23 protein-coding genes and 2 tRNA genes are annotated in these 23,852 nt (G+C 48.3%); 14 read left to right on the top strand and 11 right to left on the bottom strand.

The window, feature by feature from the left end; translation table 11 throughout:
• Positions 1 to 24: 24 nt before the first annotated feature.
• The gene (locus NYE37_RS01065; protein WP_037996576.1) at positions 25 to 1,362 is read left to right on the top strand and encodes an APC family permease; all 1,338 of its coding nucleotides are present in this window, start codon (positions 25 to 27) and stop codon (positions 1,360 to 1,362) included.
• 136 nt (positions 1,363 to 1,498) lie between these two features.
• Here the strand turns inward: NYE37_RS01065 and NYE37_RS01060 are convergent, their stop codons facing one another.
• The gene (locus NYE37_RS01060) at positions 1,499 to 2,710 is read right to left on the bottom strand and encodes an MFS transporter (protein ID WP_198050910.1); all 1,212 of its coding nucleotides are present in this window, start codon (positions 2,708 to 2,710) and stop codon (positions 1,499 to 1,501) included.
• 385 nt (positions 2,711 to 3,095) lie between these two features.
• Positions 3,096 to 3,172: transfer RNA gene (locus NYE37_RS01055), tRNA-Arg, on the bottom strand.
• Between the two features lie 167 nt (positions 3,173 to 3,339).
• On the opposite strand from NYE37_RS01055, the gene NYE37_RS01050 reads away from it, so the two are divergent.
• Positions 3,340 to 3,780, top strand: a complete 441-nt coding sequence (locus NYE37_RS01050) for a Dps family protein (protein ID WP_037996581.1) — start codon at positions 3,340 to 3,342, stop codon at positions 3,778 to 3,780.
• 49 nt (positions 3,781 to 3,829) lie between these two features.
• Here the strand turns inward: NYE37_RS01050 and NYE37_RS01045 are convergent, their stop codons facing one another.
• Positions 3,830 to 4,399 carry an NAD(P)/FAD-dependent oxidoreductase gene (locus NYE37_RS01045; protein WP_037996583.1) on the bottom strand — a complete coding sequence of 190 codons (570 nt, stop codon included), beginning with the start codon at positions 4,397 to 4,399 and terminating at the stop codon, positions 3,830 to 3,832.
• A gap of 340 nt (positions 4,400 to 4,739) precedes the next feature.
• Between NYE37_RS01045 and NYE37_RS01040 the strand changes: the two genes are divergently transcribed.
• Positions 4,740 to 5,342, top strand: coding sequence for a TetR/AcrR family transcriptional regulator (locus NYE37_RS01040; protein ID WP_037996586.1), 603 nt, complete (start codon positions 4,740 to 4,742; stop codon positions 5,340 to 5,342).
• Positions 5,343 to 5,432: 90 nt separating this feature from the next.
• Entirely contained in the window at positions 5,433 to 7,463 is a 2,031-nt protein-coding gene (locus tag NYE37_RS01035; protein ID WP_037996587.1) for a YhgE/Pip domain-containing protein, read from the top strand.
• A 14-nt stretch (positions 7,464 to 7,477) separates the two neighbouring features.
• Here the strand turns inward: NYE37_RS01035 and NYE37_RS01030 are convergent, their stop codons facing one another.
• Positions 7,478 to 8,098 (bottom strand): poly-gamma-glutamate hydrolase family protein, encoded by a 621-nt coding sequence (locus NYE37_RS01030; protein WP_052186801.1) that lies wholly within the window; start codon positions 8,096 to 8,098, stop codon positions 7,478 to 7,480.
• 130 nt (positions 8,099 to 8,228) lie between these two features.
• Between NYE37_RS01030 and NYE37_RS01025 the strand changes: the two genes are divergently transcribed.
• From NYE37_RS01025 to NYE37_RS01000, 6 genes are all read left to right on the top strand, one after another.
• A complete protein-coding gene (locus tag NYE37_RS01025) occupies positions 8,229 to 9,173 on the top strand; it encodes a metal ABC transporter substrate-binding protein (protein ID WP_121874262.1) in 945 nt (314 codons plus the stop codon).
• Positions 9,154 to 9,897, top strand: a complete 744-nt coding sequence (locus NYE37_RS01020) for a metal ABC transporter ATP-binding protein (RefSeq protein ID WP_037996590.1) — start codon at positions 9,154 to 9,156, stop codon at positions 9,895 to 9,897. Before NYE37_RS01025 ends, NYE37_RS01020 begins: the two co-directional genes overlap by 20 nt.
• Positions 9,898 to 9,932: 35 nt before the next feature.
• Positions 9,933 to 10,799: a metal ABC transporter permease gene (locus NYE37_RS01015; protein WP_037996592.1), complete on the top strand. Its 867-nt coding sequence runs from the start codon at positions 9,933 to 9,935 to the stop codon at positions 10,797 to 10,799.
• 24 nt (positions 10,800 to 10,823) lie between these two features.
• Positions 10,824 to 11,252: a Fur family transcriptional regulator gene (locus tag NYE37_RS01010; protein ID WP_037996594.1), complete on the top strand. Its 429-nt coding sequence runs from the start codon at positions 10,824 to 10,826 to the stop codon at positions 11,250 to 11,252.
• Between the two features lie 83 nt (positions 11,253 to 11,335).
• A complete protein-coding gene (tadA, locus tag NYE37_RS01005) occupies positions 11,336 to 11,818 on the top strand; it encodes a tRNA adenosine(34) deaminase TadA (protein WP_037996612.1) in 483 nt (160 codons plus the stop codon).
• Between the two features lie 109 nt (positions 11,819 to 11,927).
• Positions 11,928 to 12,018: transfer RNA gene (locus NYE37_RS01000), tRNA-Ser, on the top strand.
• Positions 12,019 to 12,394: 376 nt separating this feature from the next.
• Here NYE37_RS01000 and NYE37_RS00995 read toward each other — a convergent pair.
• Complete coding sequence (locus NYE37_RS00995) at positions 12,395 to 13,036, bottom strand: hypothetical protein (protein ID WP_037996597.1); 642 nt, start codon at positions 13,034 to 13,036, stop codon at positions 12,395 to 12,397.
• A 456-nt stretch (positions 13,037 to 13,492) separates the two neighbouring features.
• Between NYE37_RS00995 and NYE37_RS00990 the strand changes: the two genes are divergently transcribed.
• From NYE37_RS00990 to NYE37_RS00975, 4 genes are all read left to right on the top strand, one after another.
• Positions 13,493 to 14,071, top strand: coding sequence for a hypothetical protein (locus tag NYE37_RS00990; protein WP_037996599.1), 579 nt, complete (start codon positions 13,493 to 13,495; stop codon positions 14,069 to 14,071).
• 90 nt (positions 14,072 to 14,161) lie between these two features.
• On the top strand, positions 14,162 to 14,368 hold the full coding sequence (locus tag NYE37_RS00985; RefSeq protein ID WP_049720768.1) for a hypothetical protein: 207 nt from the start codon (positions 14,162 to 14,164) through the stop codon (positions 14,366 to 14,368).
• 51 nt (positions 14,369 to 14,419) lie between these two features.
• On the top strand, positions 14,420 to 14,905 hold the full coding sequence (locus NYE37_RS00980; protein ID WP_037996603.1) for a GNAT family N-acetyltransferase: 486 nt from the start codon (positions 14,420 to 14,422) through the stop codon (positions 14,903 to 14,905).
• 102 nt (positions 14,906 to 15,007) lie between these two features.
• A complete protein-coding gene (locus NYE37_RS00975) occupies positions 15,008 to 15,922 on the top strand; it encodes an ADP-ribosylglycohydrolase family protein (RefSeq protein WP_309485134.1) in 915 nt (304 codons plus the stop codon).
• 58 nt (positions 15,923 to 15,980) lie between these two features.
• Here the strand turns inward: NYE37_RS00975 and gndA are convergent, their stop codons facing one another.
• The 6 genes from gndA to NYE37_RS00945 form a co-directional block, all read right to left on the bottom strand.
• Positions 15,981 to 17,423: an NADP-dependent phosphogluconate dehydrogenase gene (gndA, locus tag NYE37_RS00970; protein ID WP_049720770.1), complete on the bottom strand. Its 1,443-nt coding sequence runs from the start codon at positions 17,421 to 17,423 to the stop codon at positions 15,981 to 15,983.
• A gap of 13 nt (positions 17,424 to 17,436) precedes the next feature.
• Positions 17,437 to 18,789, bottom strand: a complete 1,353-nt coding sequence (locus NYE37_RS00965) for a GntP family permease (protein ID WP_037996619.1) — start codon at positions 18,787 to 18,789, stop codon at positions 17,437 to 17,439.
• Positions 18,790 to 18,820: 31 nt separating this feature from the next.
• A complete protein-coding gene (gene gntK, locus NYE37_RS00960) occupies positions 18,821 to 20,356 on the bottom strand; it encodes a gluconokinase (protein WP_049720771.1) in 1,536 nt (511 codons plus the stop codon).
• Entirely contained in the window at positions 20,349 to 21,068 is a 720-nt protein-coding gene (locus NYE37_RS00955; RefSeq protein ID WP_037996607.1) for a GntR family transcriptional regulator, read from the bottom strand. The genes gntK and NYE37_RS00955 overlap by 8 nt, the downstream gene beginning before the upstream one ends.
• 160 nt (positions 21,069 to 21,228) lie before the next feature.
• Positions 21,229 to 23,340, bottom strand: coding sequence for a heavy metal translocating P-type ATPase (locus NYE37_RS00950; RefSeq protein ID WP_049720772.1), 2,112 nt, complete (start codon positions 23,338 to 23,340; stop codon positions 21,229 to 21,231).
• Positions 23,327 to 23,698, bottom strand: a complete 372-nt coding sequence (locus tag NYE37_RS00945; protein ID WP_037997750.1) for an ArsR/SmtB family transcription factor — start codon at positions 23,696 to 23,698, stop codon at positions 23,327 to 23,329. The genes NYE37_RS00950 and NYE37_RS00945 overlap by 14 nt, the downstream gene beginning before the upstream one ends.
• Between the last annotated feature and the right edge of the window lie 154 nt (positions 23,699 to 23,852).

Genomic DNA, 23,852 nt, shown 5'->3' with positions numbered 1-23,852 from the left:
CTTTATCGGACGGTGATAGAAACGATGCAAAATCAAGAAACAAAGTTGAAAAAGGATCTCGGTTTCTGGCCTGCGATTTCCTTGGTGGTGGGAGTTGTCATTGGTTCGGGAATCTTCGTCAAGCCCGGTACGGTGCTGGATTATGTGGGAGGGGACTCCTCTCTGGCCTTATTGGCTTGGTTATTGGGCGGTTTATTGATGCTGGCCGCGGGCCTGACCATTGCCGAGCTGAGTGCCCGGATTCCCAAAACCGGCGGGCTTTATATTTATTTGGAGAACGTATACGGAAGGTTTTCCGGTTTTTTAAGCGGCTGGGTGCAGACGGTGATTTATCAGCCGGCGCTGATCGGATCCATGGGGCTTTACTTCGGATTGTTGACAGGGAATTATTTATCTTTGGCTGAATCCTGGCATCTGTGGATTGGCATTGGAACCGTGCTTTTTCTGACCATCGTCAACAGTCTGGGCGTGAAATACGGCGGAATCATCCAAGTGATCACCACGATTGCCAAATTGGTGCCCATTGTCCTGATTTCCACATTTGGATTGTGGCAAGGTTCCGGCGACATCTTTTCTTCCGCAACCTTCGGGGGAAGCAAAGAAGGACTGGGGGCTGCCATGCTTGCCGCCATGTTTGCTTATGACGGTTGGATTGCGGCTTCATCAGTGGCGGGGGAAATGAAAAACCCGGCGAAAATCCTTCCCAAGGCGCTGAGTCTCGGTTTGGTAGTCATTATTGTCGCTTATCTTGCGGTCAATCTGGCTTTGCTTTCCGTCATGCCGGCCGGCCAGATTCAAGCGTTGGGTGAAAATGCAGCGGGGACGGCAGCCGGTCTCTTGTTTGGAGAGGTCGGACAACAAATCATCAGTATCGGTATTATCATTTCTATTTTTGGCGGTTTAAACGGGAAAATTTTAAGCTATCCCCGGCTTGCGTTTGCCATGGCCAATGACCGCCTGCTGCCGGGAGGAAACTTCTTGTCGCAGGTACATCCCAAATTTGGCACGCCGATCCGCGCGATTTTGTTGCAAATCCTGCTGGCTGTCCTGTTCATGGTGTTGAGTGACCCGGATCGTTTGTCGGAAATCGCCATTTTTGCTATTTTTATTTTCTACATCCAGGCTTTCATTGCCGTATTCTTGCTGAGAAAAAGAGACCCGGAATGGGTTCGCGAAAAAGGGAATTACCGGGTGCCGCTTTATCCGGTGACTCCGGTTCTGGCGATTATCGGTTCTTTGTTTGTGGTCTTCAGTATGCTGACCCACGACTTGGAAGGAGCCGTGATCACCATCCTCATTGCTTTGGCCGGTTTGCCGTTTTACGGATGGATGAAACGAAAAGAAAAACTTGCGGATCAATAAAAAAGTGTCGCCGGTATTTCAGCTCCGGCGACACTTTTTTTGTATCCCTGATAGCCCGAATTTCTCCAGCCGTGTATTACCGGAACCGGGGATCCAGCCCCATGGCAGAAAAAAGCCGGGGTTTCCCCCGGGTGGATCAGGCCGCTTGTTGGGAGCGTTGTTGCTGTTTTTTTCTTAAGGCGGCTTTTTTGCCGTGCAAGATGAAATACAGGAAAATCGACAGGAGAACAAGGAATGAAAGCATCAAATACATACTCCGGAAGTCCATGTACTGGATGACGATCCCGATCAAGTAAGGGCCGATGCCCACGCCGCCATCCACCAGAGAATAGAAGGTGGAAGTGGCCAAACCGACTTTGTGCTTGGGGGATTCTTTAATGGCAACCACCTGGCAACAGGACATGAGGGCGCCGAACCCAAGCGCAAGCAATGCACCTGCCAACAGCAGAACGGATCCGCTCCGGGCTTGGCTGAGGAACAGGAAACAAAGCGCATGCAAAATGATGGCCGGATATAGAACCATGTTTTCCCCTTTCAAGTCCAGCAGTTTCCCGGCAAAAGGGCGCGAGATCAGAAGCATGACGGCATAGACGATAAAAAAGAAGCCGGCAGACTCAGTCAAATTCACTTCGATGGCATAAGAATTGATAAACGAAACGATGCCGGAGTAAGTGATCCCGATGAGAACCATGTATAAAGAAATCGGAAGAGCCTTCTTTTCAAAAAAATCCCACAAGCTGAATCCGCTTTTCATCGCCTGCAGCTGTTCCTCGGTGACGGAGACTTGAGGAATGTCCGCAAAAAAAGCGAAGAGCAAGGAAAGGAAAGAAAAGAGTGCACAAAACTCAAAGATCACTTGGTAATCCGCGTGTTGGGAAATGAAAAGGCCGAGAAACGGACCGATGGCGGTTGCCACGGTGGTGCTCAAGGTGAAATATCCAATGCCTTCACCTTTCCGATGATGAGGAATCATGTCCATGACCGCCGTTTGCATGGCCGTCGAAGCACACCCGAAAGCAGCTCCGTGAAGAAAACGGATCAACAGCAACAAAATCAAATGATCAGCAAGAAAATAGCACAAGGTGGCAATCAGGTAAAAAAACAATCCTCCCAAAAGCAGGCGTCTTCGGCCGATCACTTCAATGTATTTTCCGGCAAACAACCGGGAAACCAATGCCCCGATGACAAAAATCCCCGCAGCCAGTCCGGCCGAGCTTTCGGAGGCATGATACTGTTTCACGGCATAAACGGCCATGGTGGTCATCAATAAGTAAAAAATTAGGGACACGAAAGAATTGGACAAAAATAAAAAAAGGAAATTTTTCGTCCACAGCTTGTCATTTTCCATATAAAACCATCACTCCTTTATCATGTAATGAAAAAGAAGCCGGCCCCGATCGGCGACTTCTTTTTAAAGCAAAATAAAATGCGCCCTCCACAACAGAGTCAGCGCGTTTCCTGGAGCACCGGAAGGATTGGAACCCCCGGCACGCGGGTGAAAATCCGTCCTTGGACCGCAATCACACGGTTAAAATATTTCGATACCCTAAATATACCATATCATCGAATTTTCTTCAATAATCATCGGTTCTTCTTCAGACGGTCGGCTTACCGGCTTCTCATAAAATAAAACGCCGCCTTTCTTTACCGGCAATTGCATGGTAAAGTGGCGGCTGTACGTACGGATCAGGAATTTTCACGGTTAACTGTGAAACCCTGCATCCTGTCCGGCTTGGTGCACCCGAGAGGACTCGAACCTCCGACACGCGGTTTAGGAAACCGCTGCTCTATCCTGCTGAGCTACGGGCGCTCAATGTTTAATGATCCAATCTTCATTATAACGTTTGGGAATAAAAATGTCCAGATATTGCGGATGGCCGAAAAAGGTGTATTTGGCCGGAAATTCCTTCATCCATGCATAATAAAACGCGTTTTGAAAAAAATAGGGACGTGGACTTCGCATGGAAAAGAGGGATGATGATGCAAGAATTGCATAAGACCTTGAATCAGCAACTGGCCAATTTTGGCGTTCTTTATTTTAAGCTTTATCATTATCATTGGTTTGTCAAAGGAGAAAAGTTTTTTGAACTCCATGCCAAATTCGAGGAATTTTACAAAGAAGCGGCATCTTACATTGACGAAATTGCAGAACGGATTTTGGCCATCAAAGGCATTCCGCTCAGCACCATGAAAGAGTATTTGGATCATGCCACCATCCAAGAAGCGGTGGGCAACGAAACCGCTGAACAAATGGTGGAGCAATTGATTCAAGATTTCCAAGTGGTGGTGGACGAGGCAAAAAAAGGCATCAAAGAAGCGGAACGCGCCGAAGATGATTCCAGTGCCGATTTGTTGACCGACATACGGACAAACCTTGAAAAACACATTTGGATGCTGACGTCATACTTGGCCAAGTGAAGAAAAGAGGGCACCTTCCGGGAGGTTGGGAAGATGCCTTCTTTCGTTTTTACTTTTTGGGGAGGGCATCATGATCCATATATCTTTCCCCGTTTAATTCACTGATTACATTGATGGCGACCCGGGCTCCGTCCCCGGCGGCAATGACGGTGTGGAAGCTCGCGCCGGCACAGATTCCGGCCGCCCAGATCCCATCAATATTGGTTTTTCCGTTTTCATCCACTTCAAAGATGGTTTTGATGAATGGTTCGGTTCCCGGCTTGGTTTGGATGCCGGTTTTGTCGGCAAGTTTGGCAACCATTCCGGTGGCCAGAATGACTTGCTTGGCTTGGATGGGTTCTCTGTTATCAGTTTCGATGACAAAATATTCAGATTCTCTGCGGATGTCGGACACGTTGTCTTTCACCCATTCCGCGCCAAACGAAACGGCTTGTTCCTGAATGGTTTTCAGCAAATCAGCCCCGTTGATTTCCTTGATACCGGGATAATTTTTTAACAAAGCTCTTCCAATGGGGGTTTTTTCATGATCGATCAGTATGGTTTTCTTTCCTGCTTTGGCTGCGAAAATCGCGGCGCTTGCACCGGTTGGACCGGCTCCGACGATGGCGATGTCAAACATGCAACCACCCTCCTGTGAAAAGGTTCTGTATAAATGATTTATATAGAATATTCTATCCTTATTCCTTGCGATTTGGAACAAGATGAAAAGGTCCCTGATTGCAGGAAAAAGAGTCTGTGGGGGACAGACTCTTTTTGCCTTATGTAGTCTTCTGAAAAGACATAGCTTATTTGGCTGGTAAATAAAAAATGAAAATCTATTTGTAGTATAACGCAAATGGAGACGGGATTCTATTTTTTTCTAAACTTCTGTTTGATTACTTCAATATATTATTGTTTTAGCGTATACTGATTTTAAATGGGTTTGTATCGGATTGACAGAAAACTGGGAGGACTTATTTATGCGTCATGAAAAAGTGGATTTGATTTTTAAAGCTGCCATTGAAGTGTTTGCGGAAAGCGGTTTTGATCAGGCGAAAATGGATGATATCGCCAAAGCGGCCGGCGTTGCGAAGGGAACCATTTATTATCACTTTAAAAGCAAAGAAGAACTGTTTGTCGGTTTGATGAATGAAGGCGTCCAAAAGCTGATTGACAGTGCACAGCGGAATGTGGATTTACACGAGTCGCCGACGGATCAATTGTTGGCATTGGTGGAGAATCAGGTTCATTTTTATGTGCAAAACGGAAAATTGGCCAAGCTGTTGTTGAGCGAAGCGTTCGGAACGAAAACAAGGCAACATCAGTTCCGGATTAAAATTGGCGAATATTTGAAGTTGATTGAGAAAGTGATGGAGGAAGGAAACCAGATCGGTGAATTCTGTGTCAAGCATGTTCCGGAAGCGGCCAGTGCATTTTTTGGGGCGGCCAGCGTGGTGGTTTTACAAAAATTGTATAGTTTGGAAGAATTGGATTCCGAACAAATCGAGAAAGATGTTCCGCAAATGATTGAAAGTCTCCAGCACATTGTTTTGTGCAGTATTAAAAATTCGCCATATTTTTAAGGAAATTATACTTGTTTATGCGAATAGGAGTAGTATAATATCATTTATACTGACCAGTCAGTTTTTGCGATCCCTGTGAGGAGGGGAATGATGAAAAGGAGGAAAGAGAACAAATTTTTGTTTTTGTCCGGTTTTAAGGATTTGGAGCGGTTATGGGCATCCAAGCCCATGCGCCTCGGTTTGGTCGGGATCCTTTTGATCCCCCTGATCTACTGCGTCATTTACCTGTCGGCGTTTTATGATCCCTATGAAAATTTAGAGTACCTGCCGGTGGCGTTGGTGAATGAAGACCAGGGAGCCGTTCGGGACGGAGAGAACTTGCATGTCGGAAATGAACTGGTGGAGGAACTGCAAAAGGATTCCAAGGTGAAATGGGAAGTGACCGACCGGAACAAGCTGGAGGAAGGTCTGGATAAAGGGACCTATTACATGGGAATCGTCATCCCCAAGAACTTCTCGCAAGCCGTGGTTTCCGTGGATTCTCCGGAACCGCTGAAAGGGCAGTTGGAGTATCACGTGGATAAGAGCAACAACTATTTGTCCGGGACGATCGGGGATTCCATCAAACGGGAATTGGAGATGAACCTGGATGAAAAGATAAGCAAAATTTACGTGGAACAAATTTTTGCGCAACTGTCGGATTCAGTGGAAGAATTGCAAAAAGCGGCAAACGGGGCCGGCTTGTTGGCGGAAAAAACCGGGGATGCCCAATCCGGTTCCGAAACCATTACCGGCAGCTTATCCAAGTTGGATCAAGGCGCCTCCAAAATCCTCGGGTATTTGCAACTGTTTAATCAAAAAGCAACCCAAGCGGAGAAGGAAATCAACAAGATTCCGATGGAGGATATGGAAAAGGCGCAACAAATCATTCATCAAGTGAATGATGAGATTCAAAAGCTTGCCAGGATTCCGCTGCCTGAGGATCCCCCGGATCTTAAAACACCGCTGTCGGAAGGGCAACGGTCGGTGAAAAAAGCCGCGGAGGATCTGCAAAAAACCGAAGCGGATTTAAACCGGTTGATCGAAAAACATCCGGAACTGGCCCAAGACCCGTCGGTTCTTTCCATGAAGGAGTCTTTAAAAGAAGCGGAGGCGGGCAACGTATCGGGAATGAACCGGTTCCGCGAGATCGACCAAAAAATCCCCGACTGGGAAAAACATTGGAAAGAGTTTTTAAACGAAAGACAAAAAGTGGCGGACCATGCCAATCAGTTGACACAAAAAGTGGATCAGGCAGTGGCGAAAGCCAAGGAGTTAAAAGGAAAAGCGAGCCAGTTGGTTCAGGCGACTTCCCAGCTGTCTGACGGACAGCAACAGCTGGTCAGCGGCATCCGACAGCTGGAAACGGGAGCAGGAAAACTGTCGGAAGGATTGGGAAAAATCCAGTCCGGACAAAGTGAGTTGGCCCAAGGCTTGAGTGACGGGGTGGATAAAGCCAAAGACCAACTTCAAGGTTCGGAACAAAAAGAAGAAGTGATTTCCGATCCGGTACAGATAAAGGAAAATGTTCATCATGATGTACCGAACTATGCAACCGGATTTGCCCCGTATTTTATCTCTTTGTCGCTCTGGGTGGGCGCCATGTTGCTGTTTACCGTGGTCGATTTGTATCAAGTGTTTTCCCACCGCAAAGAGCCGCTTTCCGTGCCGGCCGCCGGATTGATCGGCATCGGGCAGGCAGTGTTGCTTATCACGGCCATCATCTGGGGCCTGAAGATCGAGCCGGAACTTCCGGGATGGCTCTATCTGTTCAGTATCGTGATGTCGATCACCTTTATCGCTTTGAACCATATGTTAAATGTCTTTTTGGGCAATGTGGGCCGCTTCCTGTCAATCGGGATTTTGATGCTGCAACTGGCATCCAGTGCCGGGACATATCCGGTGGAGTTGTTGCCTTCGTTTTTCCGCACGATCCACGATTATTTGCCCATGACTTACACCGTTCAGGGATTGCGTGCGATTTTGTCCAGCGGAAACATGGAGATCGTGGAACACTGCATGTATATTTTGCTCGCGTTTATGACCGCGGCGATTGTGATCACCCAGTTCCACCTTCAAATCGGAAAACCGTTGCTGAAAAAAGGCGTGCAGCAAATCAAATTAAAATGGAGCAAAGCATAAAAAAAGCGTCCGGATTAATCCGGACGCTTTTTTTGGGGAAGACTGTGAATGGCGGAACGGATCGCTTCCACAAACGGTTGAAAGCGGGGGGAAGGCTCACTTCCTCCGGGCCGGCTCAAATCCTTGAAAAGCTCCGAACGCATGCCCCGGGTCAGTTCGATTTGCAGTCCTTTGCCACGGGCGCCGCGATTGACGATGTTTTTCGGGTCTGTTCCTTTAAGACGGCCGGGGGTGACACCGACCGGAAAGGATGCATCCAACAGGTAAAGCCGGGTTTTTTTCAACAACGCCTCATCCCGGCCGCCAAGATAAACGAACGGTTTGTCGCCTTTGGTTCCGTGAACCGTGACCACACGGGAGGCATGGGCCACCAGGTTCAAGGCGCGCGGTTCGTCAAAACAGGTGGAAGTAATGTGGAGATCCCGGTTATTTTTCTTTTTTTTCCCGCGGAAATCATAAAAGCTCCACCTTTCGCCGGCGATGCCCCGGGCAATTTCGCTGGTGCCGGCTTCAATCCTCCCGCCGTGAATGGCTAAAATCACGATGTCGGGAAGGGCATACTGAATGTGAATCGTATAGTCTTTTCCGATTTGCTGATGTGCCGACAATTCTTTATAATTTGCATACTTATCCATTTTGAAAAGAATTCTCCTTTGGAACGAAAAAGATTTAAATCGTAATATTTACGATTTACATAGATGTCTAAGGGGGTTATAATGAAAAAGATCTGTGAACGAATTTTGTCTTGAGAAGGTGATCCATAACATGAAACACCTGAAAAGCGCCGTGTGCTGGATTCTTTTCACGGTCCTTGCGCTCACGGGCTGTTCGGCGGGAACCCCGGAAAAGGAGGCCAAACAGCCGGGGGATAAAATACAAGTGTATACCAGTATATACCCGCTCTACGACTTTGCGAAAAAAATCGGCGGCGAGCATGCGGTGGTGACCAATCTGGTGCCTCCGGGGGTTGAGCCGCATGACTTTGAATTCACAGCGCGTGATATGAGCAAAATGAGTGAAGCGGATTTATTTGTTTATAACGGCGGCGGGTTTGAACCGTGGATCGAGCGGGTGAGCCGGATGTTAAATCCGGAGAAAACCAAAATCGTCGAAGCATCCAAACCGATATCCCTGCTCCGTGATGATCAACACGGGGGACAAACCGATCCGCATGTGTGGCTGGATCCGATGTTGGCGAAAAAGCAGGCATCGGCAATTTTGGATGCCCTCATTCAGCTGGATCCCCAACACCAAAAGGACTATGAAAAAAATTATGAAGCGTTGGCCGCCGGGCTGGATCAACTGGACCGGGAATACCGGGACATGACGGAGAAAGCCGCCAAAAAAGAGTTTGCCGTTTCCCATGCCTCATTTTCCTATCTGGCGAAGCGTTACGGACTGACGCAAATCGCCGTTTCCGGACTGAGTCCTTCCGACGAACCGAGCCCCAAAGAACTTCAACAAGTGGTGGAACAAGTCAAATCCCATGACATTGATGTGATTTTCTTTGAAACCCTGGTCAGCAACCGGATTGCCAATGTGGTGAAAAAGGAAGCCGGAGCCGAAGTTCTGGTTTTAAACCCGCTGGAAGGATTGACGGAACAGGAAATGAAGCAAGGGAAGGATTATTTTAGTGTCATGCGTGAAAATAAGGAAAACCTTGCAAAAGCATTGGGGGTTTCTTCTACAGATGAAAACGCCTCTGATTGAAATTGAGCATTTACATTATGCCTATGCGGAACAACCCGTACTGGAAGATATCCATTTGACTGTGGAGGAAGGGGAATTCCTCGGGATCGTGGGGCCAAACGGATCGGGCAAATCGACCTTGGTCCGGTGCCTGCTCGGCTTTTTAAAAACCCGGCAAGGACGCATCCGGGTAAGAGGCGAGGAAGTCTCCAAACTGCAAGACCGGCTGAATGTCGGCTACGTTTCCCAAAAAGCGAACAGTTTCCATTCGATGTTTCCTGCCACGGTGAAAGAAGTGGTTCAATCCGGCTTGTATGGAAAACTGGGGTTATTTCGGCGGCTGAAAAAAGAACATATCGAACAGGTGGAAAATGCCATCGATCTGGTCGGTTTGACGTCCGTCCAAAACAGGAGCATCGGCAAACTGTCCGGCGGTCAGCAGCAACGGGCTTTTATCGCCAGGGCATTGGTGGCTGAACCGGAGCTCCTTGTATTGGACGAGCCTACCGTGGGGGTGGACGAAAAAACAACCGGACAGTTTTATGATTTGTTAAACCGGCTTCACCGGGAAGAGGGTTTGACCTTGCTGATGGTGAATCACGATCTTCAAGCGGTGTCCGGGTTGGCGGATCAGGTGGCCTGCCTCAACCGGCGCTTGATCTTTCACGGCGATCCCGGGGAGTTTCAACAAAGACAGCAGGAAATTTTGAGCAAAGCCTATCAATATGAACTGATGGGCGTCTGACCGGAGAAAGACAGGGAGGGAAGAGCTTTTTTCCTATGATGATGGAGATCTTACAATATGAATGGATGCAAAACGCGTTTTATGCCGGAATCATCATCGGGTTCATTTCACCGCTTGTCGGCGTATTTTTGGTGGTCCGGCGCATGTCTTTGATTGCCGATGCGTTGTCCCATATCACACTGTCGGGGGTGGCGGCCGGAATGCTGTTGCAAAAAGAGCTGCCGCTTTTTTATGCGGTCAACCCGCTTTATGTCGGCATGGCTTTTGCCGTCGCCGGTTCGGTTTTGGTGGAACAAATCCGCCGCTTGTACAAATCCTTTGAAGAAATCGCCATCCCGATCTTGTTGTCGGGCGGAATCGGATTGGGCGTCGTGCTCATCAGTGCGGCGGACGGTTTCAATGTCGATATCGCCGGGTATTTGTTCGGAAATATCCTGGCCGTTACCCGTGAGGAATTGGGCTTTATGGCAGCCATCGGGGGAATCGTGGTCTTATTCATCCTGATCTTTTACAAAGAGATGTTTGCCCTTGCCTTTGATGAGGAACATGCCGTTTTAACAGGCATTCCCCGCAAAACCTTGCACTTTTTGTTTTTGGTGATCGTGGCGCTCGTGATTACGGCTTCCATCCGGGTGGTCGGGATTTTATTGGTCTCCGCCCTCATGACGCTTCCGGTGGCGGCCGGGTTGCAACTGGCGAAAAGCTTTAAAGAAGCATTGTTTTGGTCGGTGCTTTTTTCGGAGTTGGCCGTATTCAGCGGACTGATTGCCGCTTATTATCTGGACTGGGCTTCGGGAGGAACCATTGTCATCGTTTCGCTGATCATTTGGCTTTTTATTTTGTGTTTCAAAAAAATGACGAGGAAAACGGGAAGAATTTATTATAAAATAAAGGGAAAGTAATGGTGGAAAATAGGAGAGAGAGGGATGGATTTAAAACAGGCATTGGAAGTGCTGAAAAAAAATGGATATAAATACACCGGCAAGCGGGAAACCATGATGCATATTTTTTGGGAAGAAGGCCGCTATTTAACGGCCAAAGAAGTGTTGGACCAAATGCAGGAGGATTTTCCCGGGCTCAGTTTTGACACCGTGTACCGGAACCTTTCCCTTTTTGAACGGTTGGGTATCATCGAAGGAACGGAATGGGGCGGGGAAAGGCGGTATCGTTTTCACTGTGACCGGGATTCACACCATCATCATATCATTTGCACGGAGTGCGGACGGACCCGTGCCATCCAGCTTTGCCCGATGCATTCCATTTTGGGGGAGCCGGAAAACTTCGCCATTACCGGACACAAGTTCGAGATTTACGGGATTTGTTCCGATTGCGGAGGAGAGCAGACAACACAATAGAGAGAAATGGGATGGGTTGGGACTTGCAAGAAAAGGCAGGTCCTTTTTTGCAAGGGCGGTCCACAAAGGAGGTGAAGTCCGGAATGGATCATGAAACGTATATGAAAGAAGCGCTGGCCGAAGCGAAAAAAGCGGGAGAAATTGGCGAAGTCCCGATCGGGGCGGTGATTGTCAAAGACGGGGAAGTGATCGGACGCGGATACAATCTCAGGGAAACGGGAAATGACCCGACCGCCCATGCGGAAATGATCGCCATTCGCGAGGCCGCCGCGAAAACGGGAAGCTGGCGGTTAAATGATTGCACCTTGTACGTCACCCTGGAGCCGTGCCCCATGTGTGCCGGCGCCATCATCCAAGCACGCATCGACACCGTGGTCTACGGGACAGAAGATCCGAAAGCCGGATGTGCCGGAACCTTGATGAACATCCTTCAGGACGGGCGGTTCAATCACCAAACCGAAATGATCACCGGAGTCATGAAAGAAGAATGCAGCACCATCCTGACTTCTTTCTTCAAAGAACTCCGCCGCCGGAAAAAAGAACAAAAAATGCAGGAAAAATCCTGATTGCCGCTCATATTCACGAAACTGACGGCAATTCCTCTTTCTCTTTTTCCCTTGACAGACATCCATTTCTCCTGTACAATATACAACTGTATGATCAGGATATCATCTTGGAGAGGTGTCCGAGTGGTTTAAGGAGGCGGTCTCGAAAACCGCTGTACGGGCTTCCCGTACCGTGGGTTCGAATCCCACCCTCTCCGCCAAACGCCAAGAGCTTCGCAACAGCGGAGCTCTTTTTTTGTTTTGCTTTCAAAATGGACAAGACAGACAGTATAGGATTGAAGGATACTTTCTTAGTTGTTAACATAGAGTGCGATTTTTTACAGGTGATTTCATTTCCTCCTTTCAGGTGACCTTTGGCTCGCCTCTTTTTTTGGTGAATATATAAAAGTAAAGGGGATTCCTTCTGACGAATCCCCTTTACACAGCATTACTTGTTTTTTTTCTTCACCCAATAAATAATGGCCCCAATGATGACAATGCCAAATACAAACATCAATGTCTGGTACAGAAGAGTAGCGATACTAAATATTTTAACCAACTCCTGTTGATTTTGTTATGGTGGAGTATATTGAAATTTTACGGTACAGTATATCCATAGTGAATATTGATGTCTTTAGAGTAAACGGTTCCGACTCCCTGAACAAATACAACCCATTTACCTGTTCCTCCACCTTTTACCATAGTGGTTCTTGAGCCGCTTGTTGGAGTACAATAAGCATATTTTTGGTCCCACCCAAGAGAAAAAGTCACACCTGTATGTGTTGTCCAAGCACGGCAGCTTGTAATTATTTTATTACTATTCCAAGTAATATCGGCATAAAGATTAATTTTTGAGAATCCAAACGATACAGATCTTACTTGAGTTGTTCCTAACGCAAGGGTACTAAATGAAGAGTCTTCGATTATTGGGTTTTCAGCGTCCTTATTGATTTTTGTAAAGAATTTATCAGCTGCCTCAACACTATCAAATTTAATGACTTCTGTTCCTTGAGGGATATTAGTTGCGGGTTCTAAATTGTATTTTTGAAAGAGTTGTTCTAGTGTTAGGCTTTCCCCAGTGCTCGGCAAGTTTGTTACTAGTTCATCTCCATCAACTACCTCATATGTACTGTCCAGCTCTGCATCACTCATTTTAATTCCTGCTGCATGGCTGTAAGAAGGAATGAAAGAGCTAATTGTTAGTGTTAGTAATGTGAATAACATAAAAATTTTTTTCATATATTAAGCTCCTTTACACTTAATTAATTCTATTATCACTAGATTTATAAAAATATTCAAGAGTTTTATATAGATGATATTTAATTTGATTTTTATTGTTATTCTTATTTTTATACCAATTACAGATTGATAATTGGGTCGCGTCTTATTCAAATCTTCTCCAAGTTTATTAATAATATACAGAAATGATTGAATTTTATATATAATAAAGGAGGAGGTGTGTTGGCGTGAGCCGTTTTCAAGAGATAAGCCCCGGTTTGAAAACATGTCCCCGTTGTGGAGAAGGGAAGCTGCATAAAACCATAGACGGATATGTGGTTTGTGACGAATGTGATTATGAAGAATATGAGGGATGAGTTGTTCCCGCACAGCGGGAGTTTTCTTTTTATACCAAGGTAATAAGAATGATCCTGTGGAATAAGTATTAGCAACATCCATTGAAGGAGTCAAAGTCCATTGAAAACGGCAGATGCTTTTTTAAAGGGATACAAGCCTGCATTTTTGGAAATACTCGGCTTGAAACAGACGACAAAGCACTTGAATTTTTTATTGGCGAACTATCCGCATGTGAGTCATCGTGATTACGACTTATTGTCCGGTAACCGGTTTTATTTGTTTTTTCAAACCGACTTCATGCGTCACCGGTTTGAAGAAGAGTTGAAACAAAGCACTTTTTCGTTAGCGGACACAGACCGCATTTTGGGGATGACTTTGGGATTCCCGCCGCGAGCTGTCGGTTTTTATGTCCAAATGATGAGGGAAAAAAGAAAAGGAAACACTCAAGCGTATCAACAAATGAAAAGCAGAAAAATCGGTATGATTTACAGCGGATGCTCGTTTGCTTCGGATATCGCGGATTTCAAGGAAAATGCGTTGTGGTTGCTTAAAAGGTATCCGTACGAAGAAGCAAAAGAAGACGGCATGTATATCCGCATCGGTTTGGAACCGCGCATACCAGTGCCGGTTGATGATTACCAAGGGCTTACGGAGTTTCACGAATACATAATGAAAAAAAGCGGCTTTGTGACTGTATAAAGCGATCGCTTGGGAGTTCCCCCGGCGTCGGTATGTTATCATGTGACGGATGACAGCAGCTTCACGAGAACAACATGGGGGAACGATGTGATGTTGAAAAAAGTATCGATGATCTTGGTATGTACGTTCCTGCTGACGGGAGTGGCAGGTTGTTCTGAAGAGAAAATGACCAACCGGGGGGATTTGTCGGCCCGTGTCCCGTGCATGGAGAAAAAGAATATCAAGTTTGAGCTAAGAGCAGACGGTTTTTACTTGAGTGATGACCAGTGGGATAAGTTTATTCGGTTTTGCAGTTGACAGGGTGTGTGCATCGTTGGTGCCAAGGTGAAATTTTAGGGGGGTGACAGTGTGGCTGTTCAAATTCGTCCGGCTGTTTTTTCCGATATCGGCGCGATTCGTGAGATTGCCCGCATTACCTGGCATCATACGTATGAAAACCTGATTCCGGAACCGGTCCGGCAACAGTTTCTGTCCGTGGCTTATTCCGATGAAATGCTGAAGCGGCGAATCGGAGAATCCATTTTTTTGGTGGCCGTGGCAAGAGAAAAAGCAACCGGTTTTATTCAGGTGACGGAAAAAGGGAGGATGGCGGTGATTGATGCGATTTATGTGTTGCCTGAATTCCAAGGAAAAGGGATGGGGACCCGGCTGTTCCAATCGGCTTTTGGGAAGCTGAAACAGGCCAAAGCGTGGCTCGTGGATGTGGAATCCGGCAATGAAACGGGATTTTGCTTTTATCAAGCCAAGGGGTTTCGGGTGGTGAAAGTGTACACAGAGCCTTTTTTCGGACATGATCTAAGAACGGTCCGGATGAAAAAGGATATTTTGATTTAAAAGATTTGTCACAAGACTCATGCTAAATGAACATGTGGAAGGGGCCGCTCTGCGCTAAAATGAATGATGAGACTTTTAAGTTTTGCTTAGGGAGTTATGAAGATGCTGGATAAGATCAAAGGCGGTTTATTCGGAGTGGCAATCGGGGATGCATTGGGGGCGACCACCGAATTTATGAGCCGGGGGGAAATTGAGGAGCAATATGGATATTTGACCGAAATCACCGGTGGAGGATGGCTGAATCTAAAACCGGGGGAAACGACCGATGATACGGAATTGACCATTGCCGTGGCCAACGGGTTGATGAAAAACCCGGACAATCCGTTGGGATGGATTGGCGATGAGATCAAAAAGTGGGTTGAAAAGAATCCCCGGGACATCGGGAACATCATTCGCACAACATATGATTGTTACGACGGGGACTGGTTTGAAGCAGCGGAAAAGGCCCATCAAGTGTTAAGCGGAAGAAGTGCAGGGAACGGAACCTTGATGCGCTGTTTGCCGGTTGCCCTCGTGTACGGTGATCCGGCCAAAATCACGGAAATCAGCCGCTTGCAATCGAAAATGACGCATTATGATGATTTGGCTTCAGAAGCCTGTGTGCTGTACAATCGCATCGCTCACCGGGTTCTTTGCGGGGAATCCCTGAAAACGGCGTTGGAAGAGGAGATTCAAGACACCCGATATGCTGAGGCCGTCAAAGAGAAACCCCAAGTTCCGCCCAACGGCTATGTGGAAAATACCTTCAAATGGGTGTTGTACCTGTTGTGGCATGCCTCTTCTTTTGAAGAAGTGGTGCAAGAGGCGGCCAATCTGGGGGGAGATTCCGATACCATCGCAGCTATTTCCGGCGGTCTTGCCGGCCTTTACTGGGGATTTGAATCCATTCCCCCGCAATATAAAGAAGCGATTTTAATCAAAGGAGAGCTGGCATCCCTGGCGGAACAGCTGTGGCAAGTACGAAAAAACGAAACGGAAAAGGCTTCACCGGAACGCGCTGCAACTCCCGGATTTTGAATAAAAATTCTGTTGTAAAAAACCCCGGCCGTGAAAAAACGGTCGGGGTTTTTGCGTCCTATTTGTTTACTTTAACGGATGGGATGACGGTTCCGGGTTCCATCCAGCCGGCATGGAAGGTTCCTTGTTGATCGGTGCGTTCGAAGCCGTGTGCACCAAAGTAGTCCCGTTGGGCTTGGATCAGGTTGGCACAACCGGTGGAAGACCGGTATCCGTCGTAAAAGGCGAGGGCCGAACTGAGACACGACAGCGGCAGGCCGTTTTCAAATCCTTTGATGACCACTTTCCGCAATGATGCCTGATAGCGGTTGGTTTTTTCCAAGAAATAAGGAGCCAAAAGCAGATTGGACAAGTCTTTGTTTTCCTCGTAGGCTTCGGAAATGCGGTTTAAGAAGTCGGCCCGGATAATGCACCCGCCGCGGAAGATCAGAGCGATGTCCCCCAAATCAAGCGACCAGCCGTATTGTTCGGAAGCTGTTTTGTATTGCTGAAACCCTTGGGCGTAGGCGCAGATTTTCCCCATGAAAAGTGCTTGCTTCACTTGTTCGATCCAGTATGCCTTGTCGGCTTCTTCTCCCGACGGGGAAGGTCCTTCCAAAAGGGATTCGGCTTGGATTCTTTCCTCTTTCAAGGAAGATAAAAATCTTGCAAAGACCGATTCGGTCATGATGGTGGTGGGAACGCCGAGGTTCAGCGCATCCTGGCTGGACCATTTCCCCGTTCCTTTTTGCCCGGCTTTGTCCAGTATCACTTCCACCATCGGTTTTCCCGTTTCCTGATCGGTTTTGGAAAGGATTTCTGCGGTGATTTCGATCAGGTAGCTTTTGAGTTCCGATTCATTCCAGGACTTAAATACATCAGCTGTTTCCGGGATGGAAAGCCCGACGATTTGATGGAGGAATTGCCAGGCTTCGGCAATCAATTGCATGTCCGCATATTCGATTCCGTTATGCACCATTTTGACATAATGCCCTGAACCTTCAGGGCCGATGTAGGTGCAGCAGGGTTTTCCGTCGACTTGTGCAGCGATTTTTTCCAGGATCGGGGCCACTTGGCGGTAAGCTTCTTTGTCGCCGCTTGGCATCAGCGCCGGACCGTTTAATGCACCTTCTTCCCCGCCGGAGACGCCCACGCTGATGAAATGGATTCCCCGTTCTTTTAAAGCCCGGTATCTCCGGTTGGAATCATGGAAGTCGGAATTTCCGCCGTCCATGATGATGTCCCCTTGATCCAAAAGAGGCAGAAGGGATTCGATGACGGAATCGACTGCCGCCCCGGCGGATACCATCAGAAAGATTTTGCGCGGGCTTTTTAAGGAACGGACAAAGGGTTCCAGTTCATAATAAGCCTCGATCCGGCTGTGTGCATGTCGGCTGACAAATTTGTCGGTCAGATCCGGCGTGTAGTTGTAGACGGCGACATTTTCGCCGTGATTGGCCATGTTTCTGGCCAAATTGGACCCCATCACACCTAAACCATAAACACCTATGCTGTTCTTCATTGAATTCCACCCTTTAGACAAACAGATTGAGAATCAGGACTCCTGCCAGACCGGTGACTGAGATGACGGTCTCCAGCAAAGTCCAGGTTGCAAATGTTTCTTTTATGTTCAGATTGAAGAATTCTTTAAACATCCAAAAACCGGCATCATTGACGTGGGAAGCGATCAGGCTGCCGGCGCCGGTTGCCAGAACCATCAGGGCCGGGTCCACATCGGCTCCTTGCATCAAGGGAATGACCAGACCGGCAGTGGTCAGTGCAGAAACCGTTGCGGAACCGAGCGCAATTCTCAAAATGGCGGCGATCAACCAAGCCAGCAAAAGCGGCGACATGTGGCTGCCGGCAAACAGTGCGGATACCGAGTCTCCCACACCGCCATCGATCAAAACTTGTTTCAGGACCCCGCCGCCGCCGATGACCAGCAGCATCATCCCGATGGCACGGACGGCTTCCTCTGCCGATTGCATCACTTGTTTCATCGGAATGTGTCGCTTGATGCCCATGGTATAGACGGCGAGCAATACGGAGATCAATAAAGCCGTGGTCGGTTCTCCGACCAAATGGATGGCGTCAAAGAACAGGTTGTCGCCTGCCACCCCCAAATCCTGAAGGAGTTCAACCAAGGTTGCAATGGCCATTAAAATCACGGGCAACAAGGAAGTGAAAACACTGATTCCGAATCCGGGAAGCTTTTCCGGTTGAATTTCTTTGTTGCTGACAAGGGAATCGATTTGTTCCGCTTCCGATTTATGAAAAGAATCAGGGCTGATTTTTTTGACCAACCGGGCAAATAACGGTCCGGCAAGGATCACGGCCGGAATGGCAATGATGGTTCCATAAAGCAGCACCATTCCGATATTTGCATCATACTGCCGGGCAATCACGGTCGGGCCGGGATGCGGGGGCAAAAATCCGTGGGTGACCGAAAGGGCCGCCGCCATCGGAATTCCCAAATACAAAACGGGAACTTTGGATTCCTTGGCGATTTGAAATACAATTGGCACCAACAGCACCAACCCCACTTCAAAAAACAGGGCAATTCCAATTATAAAGGATGAAATGACCACTGCCCATTGAATGCGTTTTTGGCCAAACCGGCCAATGAGCGTCACGGCGATTTGCCGGGCCCCGCCAGCATCGGCGACCAATCTTCCGAGAATGGCTCCCAGTCCGAAAATCAAAGCGATACTGCCCAGGGTTGCTCCCATTCCGCCTTCAATCGATTCGACGATTTTACCCAATGGAATACCGAGCGCCAGCCCGACGGCAAAGGCAGTGATGATCAAAGAAATAAATGTGTTGAGTTTGAACTTGGTGATCAAAACAAGCAAAAAGATGATGCCGAGTGCCACAATCAAAAGCGGCAACATGTTTTGCATTGGTTTTCACTCCCATCCGTTATGGTTTGAGGGTGGCAAATTGGTTATACTCTGGTGCCAGAACCCGGGAAAGGCGGATGAAGACCGGGATCCATTTGCGGTACTCCCGGACATGGGAAGGAACGGGTTTGTGCTGATGGGTTTTGCCGATCCATTCAGTCACCACGTCAAAGGAGTCGATTTTTCCAAAAGCGTAAAGCCCGAGCAGGCAGGCCCCCAGGCACGAAGACTCATGGCTTTCCGGGATGATCACTTCCTGGTCAAAGATGTCTGCCAGCATCTGCCGCCACAATTCGGATCTTGCAAAACCGCCGGTTGCCCTGATGGAAGTGACGGGATGATCCATGACTTCCACCAAAGCCAGAAAGACGGAGTACAGGTTGTATAGCACGCCTTCCAGGGCGGCGCGGATCAGGTGTTCTTTTTTGTGGCTGAGGGTGAGACCCACAAAGGAGCCCCGGACATCCGCGTTCCACAGCGGCGCCCTTTCCCCGGACAAGTAGGGGAGAAACAGCAGCCCGTCTGCTCCCGGTTGGACCTGGCCGGCAATTTTGGTCAAGGCATCGTAAGGATCCATGCCGAACGATTTTGCCGTTTCCGCTTCCGCCGCGGCCAGTTCTTCGCGGATCCAGCGAAGCACAATGCCGCCGTTGTTGACAGGGCCGCCGATGACCCAGTGATCCTCGGTCAATGCATAACAAAAGATGCGGCCTTTGGGATCGGTTTGGGGTTTGTCGATCACGGTCCGGATGGCGCCGCTGGTTCCGATGGTGACGGCCACTTCCCCTTTTTTGACGGCACCAACCCCCAGATTGGACAGGACGCCATCACTTGCACCGATGACAAACGGGGTTTCAGGCAGGATTCCCATTTGTTCGGCAAAAGACGGGTTGCATCCGGTAAACACTTCCCCGGTCGGGACAATCCGAGATAATTTTTCTTCCGTGATGCCCGCGACTTGAAGCGCTTTCGGATCCCAGTCCATTGATTCGAGGTTCATCAACCCGGTGCACGAGGCGATGGAAACATCGACGGCGTATTCGCCGAAAAGACGGAAAAACACATATTCCTTGATCCCGATGTATTTATGGGTTTTGACGGCAATTTCCGGCACATCATGTTCCAGCCAGGCGATTTTGCATAACGGGGACATGGGATGGACCGGGGTTCCGGTTCGTTGGTAAATGGCATGTCCGTCCCGTTCGGTTTTGATGGTTTCCGCCCATTTTGCACTGCGGTTGTCGGCCCAAGTGATGCAGCGTGACAGGGGGTGTCCCTTGGCATCGACGGCAATGACACTGTGCATCGCGCTGCTGAAGGCGATAAACGACAAATTCTCGGGGTTGATTCCCGACTTCTTCATGACATGGCGAACCGACAGGAGAACGGCTTCAAAGATTTCTTCCGGATCTTGTTCGGCAGTGTGGCTGTCCGGTGTGTACAATGGATAGCCGTTGTTTTCCGATGCGACAATCTCTCCGTTTTCCTTGTACAATACCGCTTTCGTACTGGTGGTTCCGATATCCACACCCATCATCCATTTGTTCTCATTCATATTGCTCATTCGCTTTCTTTAAAAATTCCGGGGTTGTCCACAATCCGTCCGATTTTCTCTTTACGTCTCTGAAGTTTTTGTAAAAAGCTTCTTCAACCAATCGCATGTCCTTTTCTTCGATGGACTGGATCAGGAGTTGGTGGTTTTGGATAATCCGGCCAAAATCCGCATCGTTGTTTTTCATCCGATGCCGCATGTCCAGCAAAATGAGGCATTCCATCACCGGTTTGATATTGGACCAGAGGATGAAAAGATACCGGTGTTGGATGGACCGGATGATTGTTTCATGAAATTCGATATCCCGAAACGAAAATTCATCGGCATCTTTGTATTTGATGGCAACCTTCATCATTTCCAGGATTTTATTTAGTTCCCGGAGCAGAGAATCATTATTTTCCCGCTCCAATAAGTTTTTAAAAACAAAAGATTCCATCATCAGCCGGACATCATAAATTTCATCAATGTCTTTTTCCGTGATGCCGGCCACTTTGGCGCCCATCCGGTTTAATTGCACCAAATCTTCCCGTTCCAGTATCCTCAATGCTTCCCGGATGGGGGAGCGGCTGACGTTGTATTCCTCAGACAGCCGGTTTTCTGATAAAACGGTTCCATTTTTAAGATCCCTGGAAAGGATCCTCATTCGCAAATCGGCAGCCACTTGTTGGCCGATCGAGGACTTTGCGAGTCTTTTTTCCGGATAAAGCCCTTTCAAATCATCACCTCTTTTGGTTTTGAATACTTGTATACAAGTATCCTACCAGGAAACGGTTGGTTTGTAAACGGTTTCGGTCTGGTGGGAAGAAACAAATGTTTCATAAAGAAAACCCTGATCTATCAATAAGATCAGGGTGTGACCATCCGGCCTCTTTTATTCATTTTTGGTTGCGAAGCAGACGGAGCCCGTTTAACGTGACCAGCAAGGTGGCTCCCGTATCCGCGAAAATGGCCATCCAAAGTGTCAGCCATCCCGGAATGATCAGCAAAAGGGCGATTAATTTCAATGCGATGGCCAGCGTGATATTTTGCTTGATGATGTTTAGGGCTTTCCGGCTCAGTCGGATGGTGAACGGGAGTTTTTCCAGATCATCCCCCATCAGCGCAATATCTGCGGTTTCCAGCGCCGTGTCAGTCCCGGCTCCGCCCATGGCGATGCCGACAGTGGATGCAGCCAGCGCCGGGGCGTCGTTGATGCCGTCTCCCACCATGGCGACGGATCCGGTCTCTTGTTGCAACTGCTTGATCCATTTCAATTTTTCCTGTGGCAGAAGCTCTGCCCGGACTTCGCTGACCCCCAGTTTTTGGCTGATGGCTTGTGCCGTGGAAGCATTGTCTCCCGTTAACATGACGGTTCTTTGGATTCCCAGGGAATGCAATTTTTGAATCACTTTTTGCCCGGACTCCCGGATTTCATCCGAAACAGCGATCAAAGCCAGGATTTCTTCTTCGTTCCCCATCAACATGACGGTTTTGCCTTGGGCTTGTTGCGATTGGACCCGATCTTTGAGATCATCGGGCATCCGGTCACGGAATAACCCTGGATTTCCAATTTCGTAAAGGATGCCGTCCACTTTGGCCCGCACGCCTTTTCCCGTCAGCGAGGAAAAATCCTCCACCACGCGGGAGCCGAAAGGAACATTCCATTCTTCCGCTTTTTTGAGAATGGCTGACGACAACGGATGTTGGGAGTTTTTTTCGATCGCTGCCGCAATGGCAAGCAGTTCTTCTGCGGACCTTGAACAAAGCGGCACGAAATCCGTGACTGCCGGTGTCCCTTTGGTCAGGGTGCCGGTTTTGTCAAAAGCGATGGCTTTGAGTTTGGCCGCGGATTCCAGGTGAATTCCGCCTTTGATGAGCACCCCGTTCCGTGCGGCCGTGCCGATGGCCGTGACGATGGAAACCGGGGTGGAGATGACCAAAGCACAGGGACATCCGACAACAAGCAGCGACAACCCCCGGTAAATCCATTCGCTCCAGTCTGCCCGGAAGATCAGGGGAGGGAGGATGGCCAAAAGAATGCCGGCAGCCAGTATCGCCGGGGTATACACCCGTGCAAACCGGTCAATGAAGGCTTGCGCCGGAGCCCGTCCGGCCTGGGCTTCTTCCACTAAATGAATGATTTTGGCTAGGGTGGTGTCTTCAACCCGTTTGGTCACCCGCACTTCCAGGAATCCTTCTTCGTTTAAGGTTCCGGCAAACACTTCATCCCCGGTGCTTTTGGCCACGGGAACGGATTCGCCGGTGATGGCGGCCTGGTTGACCGTGGAAGCTCCGTTGATGACCATCCCGTCCATGGCTATTTTTTGCCCGGGTTTGACCAGCATAATGTCGCCCGTTTCAATTTCCTGGACGGGAATGAGTTTTTCTTCCCCGTTGCGGCGAATCCAGGCCTGTTTCGGTGCGATATCCATGAGCGAGCGAATCGATGTGCGCGCTTTATCCATGGAGTATGATTCCAGCATTTCACTGATGGCGAACAAAATAACGACCATGGCGCCTTCCCCCCACTCTCCGATGGCGACGGCACCGACGATGGCAATGGTCATCAGGGTATTCATTTGAAATTCAAATCGGATGAGGTTTTTCAAACCGTGGATAAACAACCGGTATCCTCCCGTGAGGATGGAAGCCGCATACAAGAGGATGACGGGAAGATTTTCGCCGGATTGCCGGCTCAAGATCCAGGCGGCAATCAGAAAGAAAGCAGAGAGAAAGACGGGATAATTCGCTTTGTTCTTCCAAAATGAAAGGCGGTTTTCACCCGGGATTTCATGCTCCGGTGAGATTTTCAAGTTTTCAAAGGCGCCGGCTTTTTCAATTTCTTCCATGGTGGCATTGCCAAGCACCGTGATCTTGGAAGCCCCGAAATTTACCTTGGCATCTTTTACACCGGGCAGATTGCAAACATTTTTCTCAAATTGTGCAGCGCAATGGGCGCAGGATAACCCGTGAATACGGTAAATTTTTTTCGCTTCATTGGTTTCCATTTTCGCGTAACTCCTTACTGTGATCAAAGGCCAACCGGATCAAGTCTTTGACGTGATCATCATCCAGTGAATAAAAAACCATTTTTCCTTCCTTCCGGTATTTGGCCAGGCCCATATTCCGCAACAAGCGTAAATGATGGGAGGCGGTTGCCGGCGAAGACCGGATGATATTGGCCACATCACAAACGCATAGTTCACTTTCCTTTAATAAAGCATAAGCGATTTTCAAGCGGGTCGGGTCAGCCAAAGCTTTAAACATTTGTGACGTATCGCTGAAATTTGTGTCTTTCAGGGAAGACCGGGCTCTTTCGACTTTTTCTTCATCAAAACAATAAATTTCACAACGGTCTTTACTCAACGATGGCACCTCGTTTCTTTGGAAATATCGGGGACAGGCCGGTTTTTACCATCAAATATTCAAATGATTGTTTGATTATATGATAACACCAAGCGGCATAGATTCAAATATCCTTTTGAATATCTTTTGGATCCATGTTTGGAATGTTTCTTTA

It is taken from the genome of Thermoactinomyces sp. FSL K6-2592 (assembly GCF_038006465.1).
Lineage (GTDB): Bacteria > Bacillota > Bacilli > Thermoactinomycetales > Thermoactinomycetaceae > Thermoactinomyces > Thermoactinomyces vulgaris.
The sequence above is the reverse complement of the archived record's forward strand: the minus strand, read 5'-3'. Positions and strand labels throughout refer to the sequence as shown.